15 protein-coding genes are annotated in these 17,868 nt (G+C 47.4%); 6 read left to right on the forward strand and 9 right to left on the reverse strand.

Translation table 11 applies throughout. From position 1 onward, the window contains the following. Window positions 1-11: 11 nt before the first annotated feature. Window positions 12-845, reverse strand: coding sequence for a DUF4349 domain-containing protein (locus ACJJI4_RS08085; RefSeq protein WP_444927678.1), 834 nt, complete (start codon window positions 843-845; stop codon window positions 12-14). 187 nt (window positions 846-1,032) lie between these two features. On the opposite strand from ACJJI4_RS08085, the gene ACJJI4_RS08090 reads away from it, so the two are divergent. Next, window positions 1,033-1,278, forward strand: a complete 246-nt coding sequence (locus tag ACJJI4_RS08090) for a DUF2164 domain-containing protein (RefSeq protein ID WP_444927679.1) — start codon at window positions 1,033-1,035, stop codon at window positions 1,276-1,278. 58 nt (window positions 1,279-1,336) lie between these two features. On the opposite strand, the gene ACJJI4_RS08095 is transcribed toward ACJJI4_RS08090, so the two are convergent. Then, window positions 1,337-2,269: a DMT family transporter gene (locus ACJJI4_RS08095; RefSeq protein ID WP_444927680.1), complete on the reverse strand. Its 933-nt coding sequence runs from the start codon at window positions 2,267-2,269 to the stop codon at window positions 1,337-1,339. Between the two features lie 103 nt (window positions 2,270-2,372). Here ACJJI4_RS08095 and ACJJI4_RS08100 point away from each other — a divergent pair, with 103 nt between their 5' ends. The 3 genes from ACJJI4_RS08100 (at window position 2,373) to ACJJI4_RS08110 (ending at window position 5,178) form a co-directional block, all read left to right on the forward strand. Further along, complete coding sequence (locus tag ACJJI4_RS08100) at window positions 2,373-3,278, forward strand: LysR family transcriptional regulator (protein WP_444927681.1); 906 nt, start codon at window positions 2,373-2,375, stop codon at window positions 3,276-3,278. Window positions 3,279-3,396: 118 nt separating this feature from the next. After that, window positions 3,397-3,999 carry a nitroreductase family protein gene (locus tag ACJJI4_RS08105; protein WP_444927682.1) on the forward strand — a complete coding sequence of 201 codons (603 nt, stop codon included), beginning with the start codon at window positions 3,397-3,399 and terminating at the stop codon, window positions 3,997-3,999. Between the two features lie 267 nt (window positions 4,000-4,266). Continuing rightward, the gene (locus ACJJI4_RS08110) at window positions 4,267-5,178 is read left to right on the forward strand and encodes a right-handed parallel beta-helix repeat-containing protein (RefSeq protein ID WP_444927683.1); all 912 of its coding nucleotides are present in this window, start codon (window positions 4,267-4,269) and stop codon (window positions 5,176-5,178) included. Window positions 5,179-5,422: 244 nt separating this feature from the next. On the opposite strand, the gene pbpC is transcribed toward ACJJI4_RS08110, so the two are convergent. The 3 genes from pbpC to ACJJI4_RS08125 all read right to left on the reverse strand — a co-directional run bounded on the left by pbpC (window position 5,423) and on the right by ACJJI4_RS08125 (window position 13,365). Continuing rightward, window positions 5,423-7,789: a penicillin-binding protein 1C gene (pbpC, locus tag ACJJI4_RS08115; RefSeq protein WP_444927684.1), complete on the reverse strand. Its 2,367-nt coding sequence runs from the start codon at window positions 7,787-7,789 to the stop codon at window positions 5,423-5,425. Next, on the reverse strand, window positions 7,786-12,909 hold the full coding sequence (locus ACJJI4_RS08120) for an alpha-2-macroglobulin family protein (RefSeq protein WP_444927685.1): 5,124 nt from the start codon (window positions 12,907-12,909) through the stop codon (window positions 7,786-7,788). The genes pbpC and ACJJI4_RS08120 overlap by 4 nt, the downstream gene beginning before the upstream one ends. Window positions 12,910-13,206: 297 nt before the next feature. Further along, window positions 13,207-13,365 (reverse strand): hypothetical protein, encoded by a 159-nt coding sequence (locus ACJJI4_RS08125; RefSeq protein WP_282932647.1) that lies wholly within the window; start codon window positions 13,363-13,365, stop codon window positions 13,207-13,209. Between the two features lie 332 nt (window positions 13,366-13,697). On the opposite strand from ACJJI4_RS08125, the gene ACJJI4_RS08130 reads away from it, so the two are divergent. Next, window positions 13,698-13,838 (forward strand): hypothetical protein, encoded by a 141-nt coding sequence (locus ACJJI4_RS08130; RefSeq protein ID WP_444927686.1) that lies wholly within the window; start codon window positions 13,698-13,700, stop codon window positions 13,836-13,838. Window positions 13,839-14,058: 220 nt separating this feature from the next. Here the strand turns inward: ACJJI4_RS08130 and ACJJI4_RS08135 are convergent, their stop codons facing one another. Beyond that, window positions 14,059-14,478: a hypothetical protein gene (locus ACJJI4_RS08135; RefSeq protein ID WP_444927687.1), complete on the reverse strand. Its 420-nt coding sequence runs from the start codon at window positions 14,476-14,478 to the stop codon at window positions 14,059-14,061. Between the two features lie 272 nt (window positions 14,479-14,750). Here ACJJI4_RS08135 and ACJJI4_RS08140 point away from each other — a divergent pair, with 272 nt between their 5' ends. Continuing rightward, the gene (locus tag ACJJI4_RS08140) at window positions 14,751-15,812 is read left to right on the forward strand and encodes an FAD-dependent oxidoreductase (protein WP_444927688.1); all 1,062 of its coding nucleotides are present in this window, start codon (window positions 14,751-14,753) and stop codon (window positions 15,810-15,812) included. Between the two features lie 12 nt (window positions 15,813-15,824). Here ACJJI4_RS08140 and ACJJI4_RS08145 read toward each other — a convergent pair whose 3' ends face one another. The 3 genes from ACJJI4_RS08145 to ACJJI4_RS08155 form a co-directional block, all read right to left on the reverse strand. Continuing rightward, window positions 15,825-16,142: a heavy metal-binding domain-containing protein gene (locus ACJJI4_RS08145; protein WP_444927689.1), complete on the reverse strand. Its 318-nt coding sequence runs from the start codon at window positions 16,140-16,142 to the stop codon at window positions 15,825-15,827. A gap of 492 nt (window positions 16,143-16,634) precedes the next feature. Then, entirely contained in the window at window positions 16,635-17,141 is a 507-nt protein-coding gene (locus ACJJI4_RS08150; RefSeq protein ID WP_444917043.1) for an arsinothricin resistance N-acetyltransferase ArsN1 family B, read from the reverse strand. 93 nt (window positions 17,142-17,234) lie between these two features. Further along, window positions 17,235-17,843: a hypothetical protein gene (locus tag ACJJI4_RS08155; RefSeq protein WP_444927690.1), complete on the reverse strand. Its 609-nt coding sequence runs from the start codon at window positions 17,841-17,843 to the stop codon at window positions 17,235-17,237. Between the last annotated feature and the right edge of the window lie 25 nt (window positions 17,844-17,868).

Raw genomic sequence — 17,868 nt, forward strand, 5'->3', positions numbered from 1 at the left:
TATGTAAGTAGCTAGGCTCTGGTTTTACGCCAAATTATGCGAATCATATAAAATAAAAATAGGGCGATAAGAGTCCAAGGTAAAAGGTATGCGATTGCAGTGATTGCTTCAGATAACCCGTCAGACAAGTTTTCACCAAAATGAGATAGGGAGTCTGACATGGGGGCCCAGAAAGAAGTGTAGGATTTTGAGTGTAACTCAATTTGAACCACATCCATCTGAGTTCGCTTGAGCAGTTTAGCTTTTTTCCCCTGTGAATACTCAATATCAGATTGTACCGATGCTAACTTTTCAGCAACCTTGATTAGAGTATCAATGTCACTGGCAGATTTTTGTTCCAGCTCTACAAGCCTCGACTGATACTGGAGTAACATTTCAAGACGCTTTTGGTTGTCGATAATGACGTCTTGTAAATCTTCTGCTTTGGTTTCTCGCTGTATCACTGCTCCTTGCTCTGATGCCAGATCAATGATTTTGTCGACCCCGCTGGGGTGGATTCTAAAGTGAATCCTTCCGTAGGGCTTTTCATCATTATTGAGACTAGAATGCAATATAGTGCATTCTTTCCCCATCTCTTGTTGGCAGAGTAATTGGAGCTTGTGGAATACAGGTTCAACCCCTTCAGCAGGTAGCTCAGTTGTCAAATAGTGTTCGTGAGCAATATATTGACCTCGCCCACCTTGATTGCCCCCTGAAATAGGTTCCGGGAACAGAATATCTGCAACTACCTTACTGGAGGCGCGAGCATTGTTACATGAGGTTACTGAACTTTCGTTGCCTGATTCTGAGCAACCGTAGTTACTGCCCAATATAAGAAGGATAATTAAGTAGTTAAAGAGTCTCATTTGGATCCTGTTTGATTTCAGTTAATCCGAATAGGCTTGAATCTAGCATCGTTCGGTTTACTGATTAAGGTTGGCGTCGGTGTGCATGCTGCTCATTTGGGTTTCATTAGGGAGACTCAATATTTGTGTTATTCTCCTTCGAGTCTGGGTGTTTGTTCTAAATCTGTGTATTGGTGGAAAATAGATAATGTCTACAATTGAGTTGGAAGAAAGACGGAAGTTAGAGCTAATCGAAAAGGTTAGAGGTTATCTGTCTAAAGAATTTGAGCTGGAAATTGGCGGTTTTGAAGCGGAGTTCTTTATTGATTTCCTTGCAAAGGAGTTGGGGGCCGGATTTTATAATCAGGGTTTACATGATGCTCAGGTAATAGTGTCCTCTAAGTTGGAGGATATTTCTGATGCAATTTATGAGATAGAAAAGCCTGTCGACTAGAATTATTGCACCTGTTGATGACAGTACGATTCTATCTCTTATATGCTGTTCAGAGATATTATTCCTTAGGTTTTTCCGCCTGGATAAATAACATGGCTGCAAAGACCAGCACTATTCCAGGTATAAAGCTGATATTAAAGTTTGCCATTTTCAATATTATGGCCACTATTAGTACAAATATCGGATTCAAGAAGCTATACGCCGCAACTTTGGTTGCCCCGATCCTTAATGTGCTGAATTGCAGCAGAAAAAAACTAATTAAAGTTGAGAATAAGGCTAAATAGAATAGCCCGCCGTAAGTCTCGGTGGGTATATTTCGCCATTCTATCTGGTTCAAGTTTGGAAAAGAGAGCAATAGTAACCAGAGCGCACCAAATAGAATAACCCAGAATGTCATGACCTCTGTAGGCTCCCCTGAGTGAACCTTCTTGATAAGTGGGTTATATAAACTGAGTGATATAGCACCTAGGGTGAATATCCAATCCCCTTTGTTGAGGTCTAGCATTATCGCTGTTGAGATACTCCCCTTGAATACAATCCAGGCTGCACCCAGAGTCCCAAGGGTTAGGCCGATAACTTTGCGGGAGCTGCTTCGCTCGCCATTAATGATCAAAGTAAAGATGGCTGTCATCGCCGGAACGGTTGTAAAAAGAGCGCCGGTATTCACTGCGGTGGTGTATTTGAGTGCTTCAAACATACACCAGAAAAAGATAACTAGTGGGATGCTGAGTAGAGCATATCCCAGCAGTTTTTTGGGTTCTGGAAGCTGAATCCCGTGCTTTAAAAATATGAAGGGTGCAAATAGTCCCGCCGCAATTAAGAATCGAATCAACATCATGGAATCCGCCGGGAGTGAATCGGCGATTAACTCCCCAATAGGAAATGATCCTGCAACCAGTAGTGTACAAAGTATCATCAGGCAGTGAACCCACCAGAGCGAGGCGTTGGGGCTTGTAGTTGATGGGGTTATGCCCCTGGTAAGCTCACTCATGCTTCTTCCCTCTATTAGCGAGAGATAAGTGTATGTCGTTTCTGGTAAACTGATAATCCAGCATTATAGACACTCACTGTTGAGGAGAAGGAAACAGTTGCTTATGGAGACAATTGCAGCGATTCCAATATTTGTGACTGTGGCAGAAACCGGTGGCTTTTCCCCGGCGGCAAAGTTACTTGGCATCTCAAAATCAGCGGTAAGCAAGCGGGTTACCCAGTTGGAGCTGCAGCTTGGGGTGAAGCTTTTGCACAGAACTACGCGAAAGTTGAGCCTGACGGAGGCTGGGGAGCATTTTTATGAGCACGCACGCATTGCTTATAAATCGGCCAAAGATGCACAAGACGCAGTTCTGCAGCTACAGGGGGAGCCTCGGGGGCGCTTGCGGATCAATGCTCCTATGTCCTTTGGTAGATTGCACCTGGCTCCCTTAATTCCCGTATTTATGAAGCGTTACCCCGAGATTAGTATCGACATGATACTGGACGATAAAGTTGTCGATTTAGTGGGGGAGGGCTTTGATATCGCTATTCGTGGAGGTGACCTTCCCGATACCAGCCTGATTGCCCGCAAACTTGCACCTCTGAAAAGTGTACTCTGTGCGTCACCTTCCTACTTGAAGGAATTCGGGGAGCCCACAGAACTGGAGCAGTTGAGCGCCCATAATTGCCTGATTTTTACTTATTCCAGGGATGTGAAAGAGTGGGGTTTTATCAAAGACAATCACTTACATACCATCGAGGTGAAGGGTAACTACCAGGTAAATAATAGTGAGGCACTGAGGGAAGCTCTTCTTCAGGGTGTAGGGATAGGCCGCTTACCCACCTTCGTGGCAGGACCAGACATTGAGGCTGGAAAGCTAATTCCTCTATTCGAGGAGTACCAGATGTCTGCCAAGTCTATCTACGCGGTTTTCCCTGAGCGGCAGTTTATGCCAGCCAAAGTCCGCGCCTTTATAGACTTTGCAATAGAGTACTTTGGCGGCGATACACCTTACTGGGATCAGTAAACTGTTAACCTTTCGTCAACAGTAAGTCTCCGTCGAACCCCATTATCAGCGATAGGGAAACCCAATAAGCTTCTTCTCATCGACATTCAATCAACGAACGATAGTCAGAGAGAAACTTATGGAATTGTTTAAAGCTGTTGAATCCCGCCGCTCGGTTAAGCATTTCGATGTCACTGCAGAGATGCCTGCCGAGGACTTCACCCGTCTGGTCCAGGCGACCATGTTGTCGCCGACTTCCTACAATATTCAGCACTGGCGTTTCCTGCGCATCACTGACATTTCCCTCCGTAGCCAGCTTAAAGATGCAGCCTGGGGGCAACAGCAAGTAGAAGATGCTTCTGAGTTGATCATACTTTGTGCAGATATTAATGCCTGGAGCGACCGGCCGGAGCGGTACTGGGCCGATGCGCCGAAAGAGGCCCGGGATGTATTAGTGCCAATGCTAACTGAGTTCTACAAGGGTAAGCAGCAACTACAGCGGGACGAGGCTATTCGAAGCTGCGGATTGGCGGCACAAACCATGATGTTAGCGGCAAAGTCGATGGGATATGACACAGGTGCAATGGTTGGGTTTGACCCAGAGAGAGTCGCTGAGCTAATCAATTTGCCCGAAGGTTATTTGATCGGGATGATGATAGTGATTGGAAAAGCGGCAAAAGTTGCGAATGGGCGTGGTGGACAGCTGTCGATAAATGACGTCCTGTTCGAGAATAGCTTTTAAGGAGATGATAAATAGGGATGAATCGCTATTGAGGTTCTTTTAGCAGGTCTCAAGGATTAATTGGGTAAATTGTAAAGGCAATTACAGTGTCTATTTACTGGCGTTATCAAAGTTTCGTTATGCTTGCCTAGCTCAAACAATAGATGGGAGATAGAGCAATATAATGAAAGCCCCCTTAGGCTCAGAATAAATTCTTTTCATTGATATTGGAAACGTGAAGGGTGGCTTATGCCTACAATTTTCTTATATCAATGAGAGGGACCTGCCATGAACACCTGTTACCACAAGTTAGTCACAGTTTTCGTCACAAGTGCTACTTTATTCTCATCACCACTAGTTATGGCTGTTGATTGTGGCGATGTAATAACAACAGCTGAAACCCTGTCGGAAACGCTGAATTGTGAACTGAGCCTGGCGAATCCCTATGCAGTGACAGTAACTGGACCCAATGGAAGTCTTACGATGGCAGAGGGCGGGGAAATTATTTGTGATAACCCAAATCTAGAAGGTATCGCTGGAATTTTAGTTAATGGATTATCTGGTGCCGTTTATGGTGGGACGATAACCGACTTTCCAGATGGTTTAAACCTGGAGGGAGATGGATTTCATACCATAGATGGAATTATGATCTTAAACTCTCCACGAGAGGGAATTGTTATTGATAGTGACTCCAATAATATTGTTGGGAATCAAATTATTGATACTGGCAATGATGATGGTATAGATGTTAGAGGCGATCGAAACCAAATTATCAATAATTATATTGAATCAGCCGGTGATCAGGGAATCACGGTAAATGGTGTGTTTACACTGGTTCAGCTAAATACTGTTGTCGGTAGTACTGATGGTGATAACGGAATTGATATTAATGAAAGTAACACAACAGTTATTCAGAACTTTGTTACCGGCAGTGCGAGTAATGGGATTGAACTCAATGTAGATGTATCAAGTACTTCTATAATACAAAACATAGTAATGGAAAATGGGACAAATGGCTCGCCTGATACAGCCGGTATCAATATCGCTGGATTCAATAATGAGAATAATGTGGTGGTAGGGAATACATCGCTTGATAATTCTGCATTTGATTTACGTGATCCTACCGATCCAACCTGTAGTGGAAGTAATACTTGGATTGGCAATACTCATGTAACAGCAGAACCTGCCTGTTTGGATTAAAATCGGGGAGGCTTTTAATCTGGAAAAAGTAGAAGCGTGTAAGTGATACTGCTGGGGAAGGCGGAAAGATATACTGCGTTTAAGGTGTGCTGTGCATTCGTGTGTTCCCTATTTTGGGAGTTACTAAAATTAAATCCGAACTACGATGTTCTACGCCAATGCTGACACTCGATTGCCGATAGGGTGACACTAAGGGATATATTCTGTGAGAGAAACGACATGGCAGTCTTCTGCTTTATGAAAATCAGTTGTCGCTTCCTACAAAAATCTCAATCCGATCGACATTCCCGCTAGCATCCAGTACAGCAATTTGGTGCTTACCACTTCCCGGAAGTAGTGCCAGGTTTTCGTTTCCGAGGGTTTCGCCCTTGGGTTCACCGTTTAGGAACCAATAGCGCTTTCCCTGTCCGCCAATCGCGCTTAGAGTTAAGCGCGGAAGTGGGGCATTTTTTCCGGTAGCTCGATACTGGTTACCATCTCCAGCTCCGATAATCTTTAGTGGAGTCCCTGTTGTTGCAGTTGGGGTGTAACACTCGGGAGCCGTCGGAGGAATTTGTTGGGCCCGGGTTTGGCTTGCAGGTAGCCAGGATTCCAGTTCTTTCGGCCAAAGGGCTAGGCTATGCCTTTCAGTAGTAGAATCCATACAACTGGGCTTTACCCGCATACCTTGCCGGTTTGCAAAGAAACTAAAGGTTTGTGCTGCCCGCAGAGGCTCACCTTGCGGCGATAGTGTTCTGGGTGTGCGCCCTTGGATTAACCAGGCGTTGTGTTGCAGATGGCAGTGGCTGGTTTGTGTGAGCGTCTTCTGGCCCCCAAGCGGCCAACAAACAGTCTCTTGAGTTACTGAATCTGGCTTTTTCAGATGCTGTTGTTTGTTGTCTGGTAATGCGGCGATAACTGCGTTCAACAGAGGTGTAGCACTAATGGAGCCATAGTAACCGGGTAGGGGAGTGCCATCCGGTCGGCCTACCCAAATGCCGACGGTGTAGCCCGGAGTTACGCCAATCGCCCAGGCATCCCGGTAGCCGTAGCTGGTGCCTGTCTTCCAGGCGATATCTGCCTTGTTTTGCCGCACCAGATTGCGCCAACGGCGGGAACCTCCGCGATTGGAAGCGAGCATCTCAAATGTAATCCAAGCTGCCTCAGAAGACATCAGATGCCTTTCACGTACGGGCTCCTCGGGTAAATAGCGGGGAGCTGCAGTCTGGCCTCCCCGTGCCAGTGCGGCATAAATACCTGTCAGCTGGTCAAGACGAGCACCTACGCCCCCCAAAATCATGGCCAAGTTGGGTCTACCGTTACTGGGAAACTCTAGTGCTAGTCCGGCATTTTCCAGGGCTGCGGCCAATCGACCGGGGCCGTAATGTTCCAGTAGCTGAACTGCAGGGACATTGAAAGATTTCTGAAGGGCGGCAGTGGCGGTGACAGGGCCGGCGAAGCCTCGATGGAAATTTTCAGGGCGGTAATCGCCGTAGATGCGGGGCGCATCGCTGAGCAGGGAGGCGCTGTGGATCAGGTCCTCATCAATGGCAAGTCCGTACAAAAAGGGCTTGAGCGTAGAGCCCGGTGAGCGTACAGCCCTGGCCATATCCACATAGCCATAGCGGCGCCCGTTACCAAAATGAGAAGCTCCCACGTAGGCGCGCACGGATAAATCGGAATTCTCCAAAACTACAACAGCTGCAGATGTTTTGGCTGGATAGCTATCCATATGATCGCGCAGAAAATCTTCCAATCCGCGCTGGATGTTGCCGTCGATTGTGGTGCGAATAACTTCCTGATCGCTGATGGTATTTACCAGTCTGCGAGCTAGGTGTGGGGCGTTTTGTGGGAATTCCAAGCGTTCCGCATAGACCTGCTCAAGTTGAGCGCGCTCAACATCCTCTGCGCTCCAGACGGTAAATGACTGCAGTCTATCCAGAACTTTGTCCCGGGCTTTTTGTGCCTTTAGAGGATGCCGATCTGGCCGCAGGCGGCTCGGAGCCTGAGGCAGTACAGCTAGCAGTGCAGCTTCCGCATGGGTAAGGTCGGAGGCTGGTTTACGCAGGTATAGGCGGCTGGCTGCTTCCACGCCTTCAATATTGCCACCGTAAGGTGCGAGGTTCAGGTACAGATCGAGAATTTCATTCTTGCTGAAGTGCCACTCCAATTGCAATGCACGCAATATCTGCTTGGTTTTGCCCGGCAGAGTTTTGCGGTGTGGGTCCAGTAGTCGCGCTACCTGCATGGTGAGAGTGGAACCGCCGGAAACGACTCGTCCATTGCGAAGGTATTGGACTGAAGCTCGCAATAGGGCTAGCGGGTTTACGCCTGGGTGCCGATAGAAGTGTCGGTCTTCGTAGTTGAGAAGAGCTTCGATAAAGCGCGGTGATACATTTTCCCGAGATATTGGGTATCTCCAAACTCCGCGACTGTCGGCAAAGAAGCGTAGTGGTTTGCCGTAACGATCTGCAACGACCCGTGCAAAATCTTGAGTTTCGGGAAGAGGTGGAGGGAAAGCAAAGTCGAGCAGTAGCAGTACCGCTGTGAGGGCGGCGGGCACAAGCAGCAGTGCGCGAACTCTGCGACTGCTGCTTTGCCAGGCTCTCCGGATAGTGGCCAACAGCTTCACTGTTTACCGATTACCCGCATTTGCGTTAGGGGATTTTCACCGATAGCGAAGCGTTCCGGTTTGTACATATCCTCTACGTAGGGTGGGGGCACCTGATAGTTGCCGGGGGTTACTGCGCGGGCGATATAGAAGAGATTGGTGGTTTTGTATCTCAGCTGATCCAGTGCCGCTACAAAGCGGTCATCGCGATATTCAGTGTGTTGGATATTGTCCTGGGTGTCCTGCCATTGAGCGATACTTTTGCCATCGAACTCGAGTTCATCCACTTTGACACTGTCGGCCAGGTTTTGATTCTCCAGCTCAAAACCTGCGGGCAATAGGTCTACTGCAAGTAGGTCGGGCAGGCGTTGGTCCGCGTCAATTTGCAAGCGCACCAGGTAAAGCTCGCCCTCACGAACTTGATTGGGAATGACTTCCGTGCCATCCAAATTGTGGTAGCTGCGTTTAATTCTGACACCTTTATCCATCTCCGCCTCAGGTGACTTCTTGCTGTAACCATTGATGGTAATTGCTGCATAGAGTTTTTCTATCTGTGCAGTTACTTCAAGTGCGCTGGCGGCTTCGCGCCCGCGGAATAATGCGCTGTGCGGATTATCGCTATTGAGCTCGCGCAAGCCATCAATACTGGCCAAAGTCGCAGACCAGTTTGCACTGCTATTGAGTTGCAACTGTGCTCCAGCCATAAACACACTATTGCGCTCCTGGGTGCTGAGGTATTGGCGACCGTGGAGAAGATCGGCCAGCTCGAACACCAGGGATTCCGTTTTATCACCTGCGAAATTGTGCTCTAGGAGCAGGGAGATCATTTGGGCCGTATCCCGCAGGTCTGATCCATAATCGCCATAGTAGCTGCGGCGTTTGCGCTCGATTTTAAGCGCTTTTTGCAGGGCCTGCTGGGCCAGGGTGGCATCGCCCATGGTGTGCAAAGCGATTGCCATATGCAGGTTTGGTAAGGGAGATTGGGTCAGGCTCGAGCCGCTTTCATAAAGGGTACGCAGTTGCCCGAGAGACACTTTCTGTACTCGTGAGAGCACATAGGCTGCGTAAGCTCTTGAGGCATAAGCATAGAAATTGGGACTATAGCTATAGCGTTGCTGATAGAAAGCACCGCGCCCACGGGCATAGTCCTGCAGGCGCTTGAGTGCGGATTCCAGGCGGTTATCGTCAAATACGATTCCCTGGTCCCGGGCCCGCAATAGAAGATCGACTACATAGGCGGTTAGCCACTGGCTTTCGGAAGACTCGGAACTCCATAGGCCAAAGCTGCCGTTCCCTTTTTGCATACTGAAAATGCGTTCAATACCTGCGTCGATACGTTCGGCCCGCTCATTCTCATCCAGAGGTTCAAGGCCCAGTTTTTGCTGTCGCTGCGGCGTTGCCATGACTAGTGGGAAGGTCCGGCTGGAGGTTTGTTCCAGGCAGCCGTAGGGGTATTGCAGCAGGTTGGATAGGTGATCCTGTAACTGCAGTTGCGGTCGGCTGTCCAGGGATACCAGGGTTTGAACAGTTCCAGGCATTAGAGAATCCAGGAAGCTGCTATCGGCACTGAAGCTCTCTCCCTGGGACAGGAGTCTGCGTTGGTTGCGTGTGGTTGCCGGCCAAGCGGGGCGCACGCCCAGGCGCCACTGCTGTTCGATATCGATATCATTTCCATCTTTATCGACGGCACCCTGCACGACCAGTTTGAACTCCGCATCTCCGGTGGCATCCTTGGCGGTGATTGGGAAGCGCAAAGTTTTGCGTTCACCATCCGCCAGTTCCAGCATCCGCTCACCCATTTCCAAATCTACCGCGCCCACTGATTGCATATTTACAGTGAGTTTTTGGGAGCGGCCACTTAAGTTATTGAGGTCAAGGGCCAGTGTACTGCTATCACCGGGGGCCATAAAGCGAGGCAAGGCGGCTTGGGTGACAACCGGTGAGGCGACTGTTACTTCTCCGTCGGTGCTACCGAATCGGTCTTTGCTGAAAGAAACCGCCATCAGGCGCAGCCGTCCGTTAAACTCCGGTAGTTGTAGCGCGACCTTTGCTTGGCCCTGAGTATCAAATTCAACGGGTCCTGAGAATAAAGATACTATTTGAACATCGGAGTTGGGCTCGTCGCCGCCTCGGGCCAGTTCCGCATCGCCGCCAAAACGTTGCTCCACCAGTTTGCCACTGTTGGATTCAATAATGCGATGATAGATATCCCTTACATCCACACCGTAACGGCGCTGGCCAAAAAAGGCCTCGAAGGGATCCGGGGTTTTGAAGCGGGTGATATTGAGTACGCCGACATCGACGGCGGCCAGGGTGGCCCAGGCTTTGCTTCCGTTTTGTTCAATAGAATTTTCGTCGGCAGAAATGGTAACTTCAATTTCCGAGCCGGGCAGGGCATTCGTGGGCGCTTCTAGTGAAATGGGCAGACGCCGAGGATCGCGATCCAGGGGCAAGTGGGCGAGACCAAAAGCGCGATTGGGGGCGATACGCTCATTCTTGTCCGCAGGGCGCAGAGCAGTAACAGAAATATAGGTGTCGTGGCGATCCCACTCAGGAGAGATTGGGATTTCGATATTGGTGCCCGACTTTTCTACAGGTAGTCGTTTGGACCACAATAGTTGGTCGCTCTCCACCAACACCAACGCCTCTCCGTCAGCGGGCGGTACTATGGTGAGTTGCGCCAGATCTCCAGAAGAGTACCTTGGTTTATCCAGTGACAGGGCCACGGTATCTGGACGCGCAGCCTGGCCTTTGGCTACTTGGTCCTTACGCCACCAGTAATACCAGTCCCGGCCGGCGTGGAAGCGTAAGCTGCTGGTTGCCCCCGTATTGGTATCAGTGACTTCTAAGCGGTAGTGGCCGTGTTCTACTGGGACTGTGAGCTTCAGGGGTTGCTCTTCGGTGAATTGGAGCTGGCGACTGAAAGTTTCAAATTCAGCACTTGAGTATTCATAGTGCCAGCCCCGATTTGCAGAGTACTCCCAAAAGTACTGGCGGTCTTCGGAAATCAACACCGCTTTGAGATCCCGCCCGATAACAGGCTCGCCCTGTGCGTCGGCAACCACTATTTCAAATTCAGGCCTGCTGTTGGCCGATGGGTTTTCCTCTCCAAAATTTGGGCGAATACCTACCACCGGGTGTTTGGGCCATACCAGGACTGGATGTTGGCGAGTTACCGGGCGGCCGCCGGATTCGAACAGGCTGGAAACCAAGTTGATTTTCAGCGGGCTCTTCGCTCGTTTCCAACGGGAGCGCAAGGTCAGATTGCTCAACCCTTCCTCATTGAGCTCAATTGTTGGGGCATGAAACTGTCGCGTGGGCAAAGATTCATTAGTGTTCCCAAATAAGAACCCTTTCCACTGGGGGAAGGGCTCGCGATAGTGGCTAATTTGCACCAGAGTTTCCAGGCGGTTCTTTGCCGCTGGCGCACCATAGAGATAACTACCTTCTACTTGAAGTTCGAAAGATTCTTTGTGGCCCTCTACCAGACTGCGCTCTTTACCATCTTGCAAAACCAGCTTCATTCGCTCTGGCAGGAATTCTTCTACCTTAAATGGATAATTCACTTTGCGCCCATCGGCTAGCTCAACATCCAGGCGCCAGTCACCGGTAGGTGCATTTTGTGGAAGTGGGATAAGCTTTTCGTAGTATCCGGGCGCGCTGGCGTGCCATGTGAATGCGCGCGCGCTGGTATTGTCCGGCTTTATGAGTTCTGCCTTGATCGGTAGGTCTTTGATATAGCGACCATCATAGTTGCGCAGCAGCCCGCTCACCTGGATCGATTCATTGGGGCGATACAGATCTCGCGGGCCATACATGAAAAATTCCATCGGTCTTGAAGGGCGTTGGCCCAACTGAAAATCCGAAAGGTCCAATGCAGGTTCACGCAGGTCGAGCATGGAGAAGTGACCGGTATCAGGATCTCTTGCGATGAAGAAGCGTTGAGAGTCTTCCTGTTCCTGTGTCAGAGCAAAGCGCACCTGGCCGTCTTGGTCGGTTGTGTATTGCTGGATTAGCTCCCCTTTGTTGTTGAGCAGCTCAACTTCAATGCCCTTAAGAGCCTGCCCTTCATCCAGAGATGAAACATAGAGGTCCACACTGTTTGGATAGTACCGCGCATGAAGGCCTAAGTTTGAGATAGAGAAGTGGGTGACATCATAGAGATTGGTGTCATAAATGCCTGCCGGCTGCATAACTGCGACGTAGATTCCTGGTTGTTGCAGGGGCTTTATATGCCCGATAGAGAGGTCGAAATCTCGCTGGACGTATTTCTCCTTGGTGAGATCGAACTGGGCACTATAGACAAAATCGGCCACTTGATTGAGGGATTTTAAGCGATAGTAGTATTTTAGTGACTGGCTTTTGATTAGCCTGAAGAACTCGGAATAATGCTCAGGTTTCACTCTATGGAAGTGAATCTGTGCAGCTTCAACACTGACTGCAGTAACAGGTAGGCCGGGAGTTACCGTCGCGGGAAAAATACTTCCATTGCTGGCAAAGCTGATACTGGGCTCAATCCGTCGGGTGCGAATCTTCTCCTGTTTCTCTTCCTGTAACTCCAAGCCGTTTTCGCCGGGCAGACCCGGGAGCACGGTGAGTTTATAGCGAGTATCTGGTTCAATATGAGGAAAATAGAGAATTTTCTGGTTATCGGAGAGAACCCAACCACCATCTACATGCTCGCCATCGTCACGGGATAGATTCAAGTAGGAGCCAAAATGGGCATTGCCCAGTAAAGGTTCAGAAAAGATAACAGCGATGGCCCGTGCATCTTTAAACGTCCGCTCCCCAACATGGAGGACCTTTAGAAAGTGATCCCCGGAGATTTGAGTACTGGCACTGGCTGTGACTTGTGCAGGGGTAGCATCATTCTCTGTCAGCTCAGTAGAATTAGTTTCAGAAGTGCGCCGAACTTCATCAGCTTTCGAGCTTATTTCACTAGAAGAGGCCGCTTCTTTTTTATGCACTTTCTCAGTGGGGCTGAGAGCTTGTGCCTGGTTGTTACCCTCTTCAACGCTCCCGCCTTCCGCAAGCTTGGGGGTGTCAGCGAGTTTCTTCTCTGACTTTTCTTGTGAGCAAGCCATAGCAATAAGACAAAGAAGAATGACCGCAATCCAGCGTGGTGAGCGGTGAAGGGACATGGGTATTTCCTTATAGAATCCATTTAACGACGCACAATTTAGTCCGTCTTTAAATATGTCTCAAGTTTCCTCCATGGTTTCCGTGCTCGGTATCTATTCCTGATGCAAGTGTGTACCAATAGTGAGGTGGGGATTACTGATGGCTGGAAAATAAATTTATAGAATGATGGGATGGCAATTAGGTGGCTTAGGGAGTAAGCGACCTTCCTGTTCTATGGTGCCAGGTTGAGGCGTGTAGTTTATTCGATAATCACTAGTTCAATTGAATCTAAGCGAAATAACGTTGTATCACTACACCTATGTTGGCTTCTTTTTACGTTTAAATAGCTTAATCCAGAAGATCCCTTCAAAGATAATGCCAAGAGCAAGGAAGATTACTCCTCCCACAGGGACTCCGAAAGCGTAGCAGGCAATCGCCGCAAATAAAAATAGCAGTGCGGTGGCAATTCTTTTCACTTTGATATTCCTTTGTTATGCCTCAGTATTAGCCTAAGCTTATCCTACTTCAAAGACTATACTGAATACCGGACTTAAACCCAACATAAATAATGCCCAGGCATAGAACTGTGGAACAGAACGCTAAAGGCTGATAGAGTTTGTGGCGGCCATGCCTGATCCTGTAAATCGTCACCACTGTCAGAGAGCTTAAGGCCAAAAGTGCCGATAAGCCTAGAGCCATTATGATAACTTGAACTTCGGTAACACCATCATTTCCGGCAGCTGTTACAGCGGAGACACTTCTGGCTAGAAGCAGTTCGTTACCATTAAGCCCTCGCCAGTACTCCATAATGGAAATAAGAGTTGCTATTGAACTTGCTATAAGGCAAAGGCTGATTTTTGAAGCGGTAGCCATGATGCTTGAAGTTGGGGGCATACAGAATATCTTATTTTGCCTTTCTATTGAGCTTGCTTTGCCAGAATGTGATTAGTAAGCAGGCAGTTAATGTAGGTATGAAAACGACTAAAGCCTGAAACATCAACATGGAGGCCTGGAGCTTCAGAATTTCACCTTCACCAAAAGAGTTATCGTAAATGTAATGTGCAGCCAGAGTGTAACTTAGGCTGACTATTATAGAAGTAATCAGTGATCTTAGAATCATTGTTTTAGTTAACTATGATAACTCAGCTTGGATGGTCTTTAAGGATAAACTAAACCTGTATAAGATTTCTAAGGAAATTGTTAATGGATTTTTGTAGTTCGTAATCCTCTGCACTGACAGAATAAGTACGTGCTTTATGGGCAAATTTCAAGGCTTTATCTTGATTGTTTAGCCTCAAAAAACGTTCAGCCATTTCCAGGGCAATTGAAGCTGAATACAAAGGGAGATCTAATTTTATGGAGCAGTTAAGTCCCTGGGTGTATGCCTGTATTGCATCCTCACAGCTTTCTGAAAAATCACCCAGAGCCTCCCACTGTAGGGGATGGTCTAGCTCGCCTCCGGCATATTTTGCGCATAGTCTCTCTAGCGAGTTGAGGGAGTCTTGGCACCCAGCTTTATCCCCAGAGGCGGATTTATTGACTATCTCAAGTGCGAGTTCATGTACATCATCGTAAAGTGGTGTAATCATTTAGAAATTATACCTAAGAGCTGAAATATAAAAAATATCGATATAACAGTGGGTACTTATTGCCAAGACGAGTCTTTTGTAGATCGTTGCCAGATATTAGAGGTTTCGACTTCGCAAGTTTAAGTACGTTCTCACCAAGCGGTGACTGGTATTGCTGTAAAGAGATCACAGATAGCGGCCTAGGTTTTTATCGGGAGTCTCAGACCAGATAGTCACCTTTACTCTTTCATATGTACTATCTTACTGTTAGGTGGGGTTATATGAGGTAGCCTGTGAAAGTACTGATTGTTGGGGCTGGGCCCACTGGCCTTACTACAGCGGTCGAGCTTGCTCGGCGAGGGTTATTGCCAAGAATTGTGGACCGCCGGGATAGCGCTTCAACCCTTAGTCGAGCGGTGGGAGTTACTTCTCGCAGCCTTGAGTTGCTTTCACACTCTGGCGTTTCTGAAAAATTGATTGCTGAGGGGATCGCTGTTCAGAGCGCATGCATTTACCTAAATACGCATTTAGCACTAGAGTTTCCCCTCCATTCCAATCGGACCTATTTCCCCGCCATTCTTGGACTTCCTCAAGACAGAACTGAAGCTCTCATGGCTCAGGTTTTATCTGGTATGGGAGTCGAAGTTGAATACAGGAAAGAACTCAAAACCCTTACCGAGGAAAAGAGTGGGGTAGTGGCTTTTTTTGATAATGGTGAAGAGGAGCGATTTGACCTGGTCGTAGGAGCGGATGGTATTCGTAGTACTGTTCGTGAAGCTGCAGGTATCAGTTATCCTGGATTTGATTTGGAAGAAGTGTGGTCAATCGCGGATGTTGATACAGGGGATTGGCCTCCTAAAAGAAAGTTTACCTTGGTCAAAATGGAATCTGGCGTGGTCGCTGTTGCGGTGCCTTTGGGAGAAGGCAGACACCGTCTGGTAGCTAGCTGTGATAATGCAATTAAGGCATTTCCGATGGCGGTGGATGTTAAGAGGGTTAGGCGGGAGGGAACCTTTAAAATCTCAATTCGGCAAGCGGAAACTTATTCAAAGGGCAGGATACATCTAGCTGGGGATGCTGCCCATTGCCACTCTCCGGTTGGGGGTCGAGGTATGAACCTTGGGATAGCTGATGCAGCCGAATTGGCAAAAAGAATCACTGAGGGGCAGCTTCTAGGCTACTCTGAATTGCGCCATCAAGAAGATAAAAAGGTTATTGAAGTAACTGAGCGTGGCCGGAAAATGATTACTGGACAATCCCTGAAAGCAAGATTTGAATTTCGAGCGTTAATCGCTGCCGCCAGTTCTATTCCTGCGGTGCGGAGAAAACTGGGGCAGTTTGCGGTAGAACTTTAGGGGCATTCCAACCTATTTTTTTAGTTTTACAGCTGTACCAAAAACAAGAATTTCTGAGGAGCCATCCATAATTGCACTTGTAGTAAAACGAATTCCTACCACGGCATCAGCGCCTTTTTGCCGGGCACTGTCACTCAATCTTTGAAAAGCTTTGTTTCTCGCTTCGGTCAGCATTTCCGTATAGCCTCGTATCTCTCCACCGACAATACTCTTTATACCTGCCATTAAGTCACGGCCGATATGTTTTGATTGAACAACGTTGCCCGTAACGATATCTAGCACCTCCGATATATCTCTTCCTGGTACAGTTTCTGTAGTTGAAAAAATCATATCATTTCCTTAATTATAATTACCTATATTTTTGGCTCTATTGGTGATCTTACCCTAACCTGGTTCCGTTTTGCGAATATATTTAATTGTTTGATGGTGGTCGAATGTTTGTTTTTAGCTATCGTGTCTTTTCTGGATTTTAGCTTTTATCTTACATTAAATGAGGTGGGGTTCCGGGGTGAAAAGTGTAATGATCATGTAGGCCAGTAACTTTTGATGGAGTAAGAGCTAAATTAAATGCAATTCATTAATTGCTGCATTCCTCTCAATGATAAGTTGTCCACTTTTATTTTGGGTATAAATGTGAGAGGGAAATCAGTGCCCTCAATAAAGTCTCGGCTACTCAATGTAATAGCCCTTGCTGCGCAAAAGCGCGCAGTTATGACCTTAGATTAGAGAAAATTTGGTAAAATTTAGGTTAAAAATCCCTAGTGGGGTTAATGTGGGTACATAAAAGTTGCTTAAAATGTACTCCCTCATGATGTGCTTATTTCATGCTTTCTCCTTTCTTAAGGGGAGTAAGCACTGCCAATAACCAACATCTATCCACTGGTTAAATTTTCGGCCGACTTCTCTGAAATGAGCAACTTTTTCCATTCCAAACTTCTCATGAAGTGCTACGCTGCCTGCATTTGGTAGAGCTATGCCGCAGATTACTGCGTGGACATTGAGTTCACTTAACTGTTTAAACAGTTCATTATAGAGCTTCGAGCCCCAGCCTTTAGAAGAATAGTTTGTGTCCAAGTACACGGTAGCCTCCACCGAATACTGGTAAGCACAGCGTCCTTTCCATTTACTGGCATAACAATAGCCAATTAAACGGCCCTCATTCTCAGCAACTAACCAGGGAAGATTGTTTTTTGAGCATTCTTCGACTCGGTCGGCGATAATTTCTGCAGAAACTGGCTCTACCTCAAAAGTGATACAGGTATTCTCCACATAGTAATTGTAGATTTTAGCAATCCCAGCAGAGTCAGAAGCTTTAACTGCTCGTATCATACTGTTGTCTCTCCCTATGGTTGATAGCATTGGCCAGAGATTGGTGGTGAACTGACTAGCCAGATACCCGCTGGCTGGCTCTGTAAAGCTTTATTAATGCTTACTTTTCTTTTTACTATTTAGCGACTTTTCCATGGCCTTTGATTCTTCTAGTGTACGAACGGACCAATCTATTCGCTGCTGATCAGAAACTATATCAGAATCAATGTTATAAAGGCTCCAGTTTCCAGAGTCATCTTTAACAAACTGAGTGCCGTACCACTGTGGCCGACCAAGATTCATCATTAAGCGATCCCAAGTGGCCGCTTTTAGCCAATTAGCTTTATTCTTATCCTCTGCCAGGGTTGCTGCAATAGTGGCAAGAGCATGGGCCAGTCTTATATCTTCTGATTTATTACCATGCTGAAAGATAAGTGCCGCATTATAGTAATCCTCTGAGGTTCTGATTCGGCCTTCTGCTAGCATTTTTGAGACTTTTTTTCGTCGATCCTCGTCTTCTTTATTGAGTGAACTCCAGTCAATTTGACTGTGAGGTATATTGCGTGCATTTTGATCCTGGTTAAATAGTTCTGCTAGTTGGATATTTTCCGGCGTAGCTTTGTCGTTGTGAGAATCGTAACCCTCCTCTGTCTCAACAGCGAGGGAGGTATGAGCGACAAATCCAAGAAAAAGAGATAGATATTTAAGTGGGATATATTTCATATTGAACTCTACACGTCTGGCCATC

This window comes from Microbulbifer maximicatervae (SeqCode) (genome assembly GCF_052467305.1).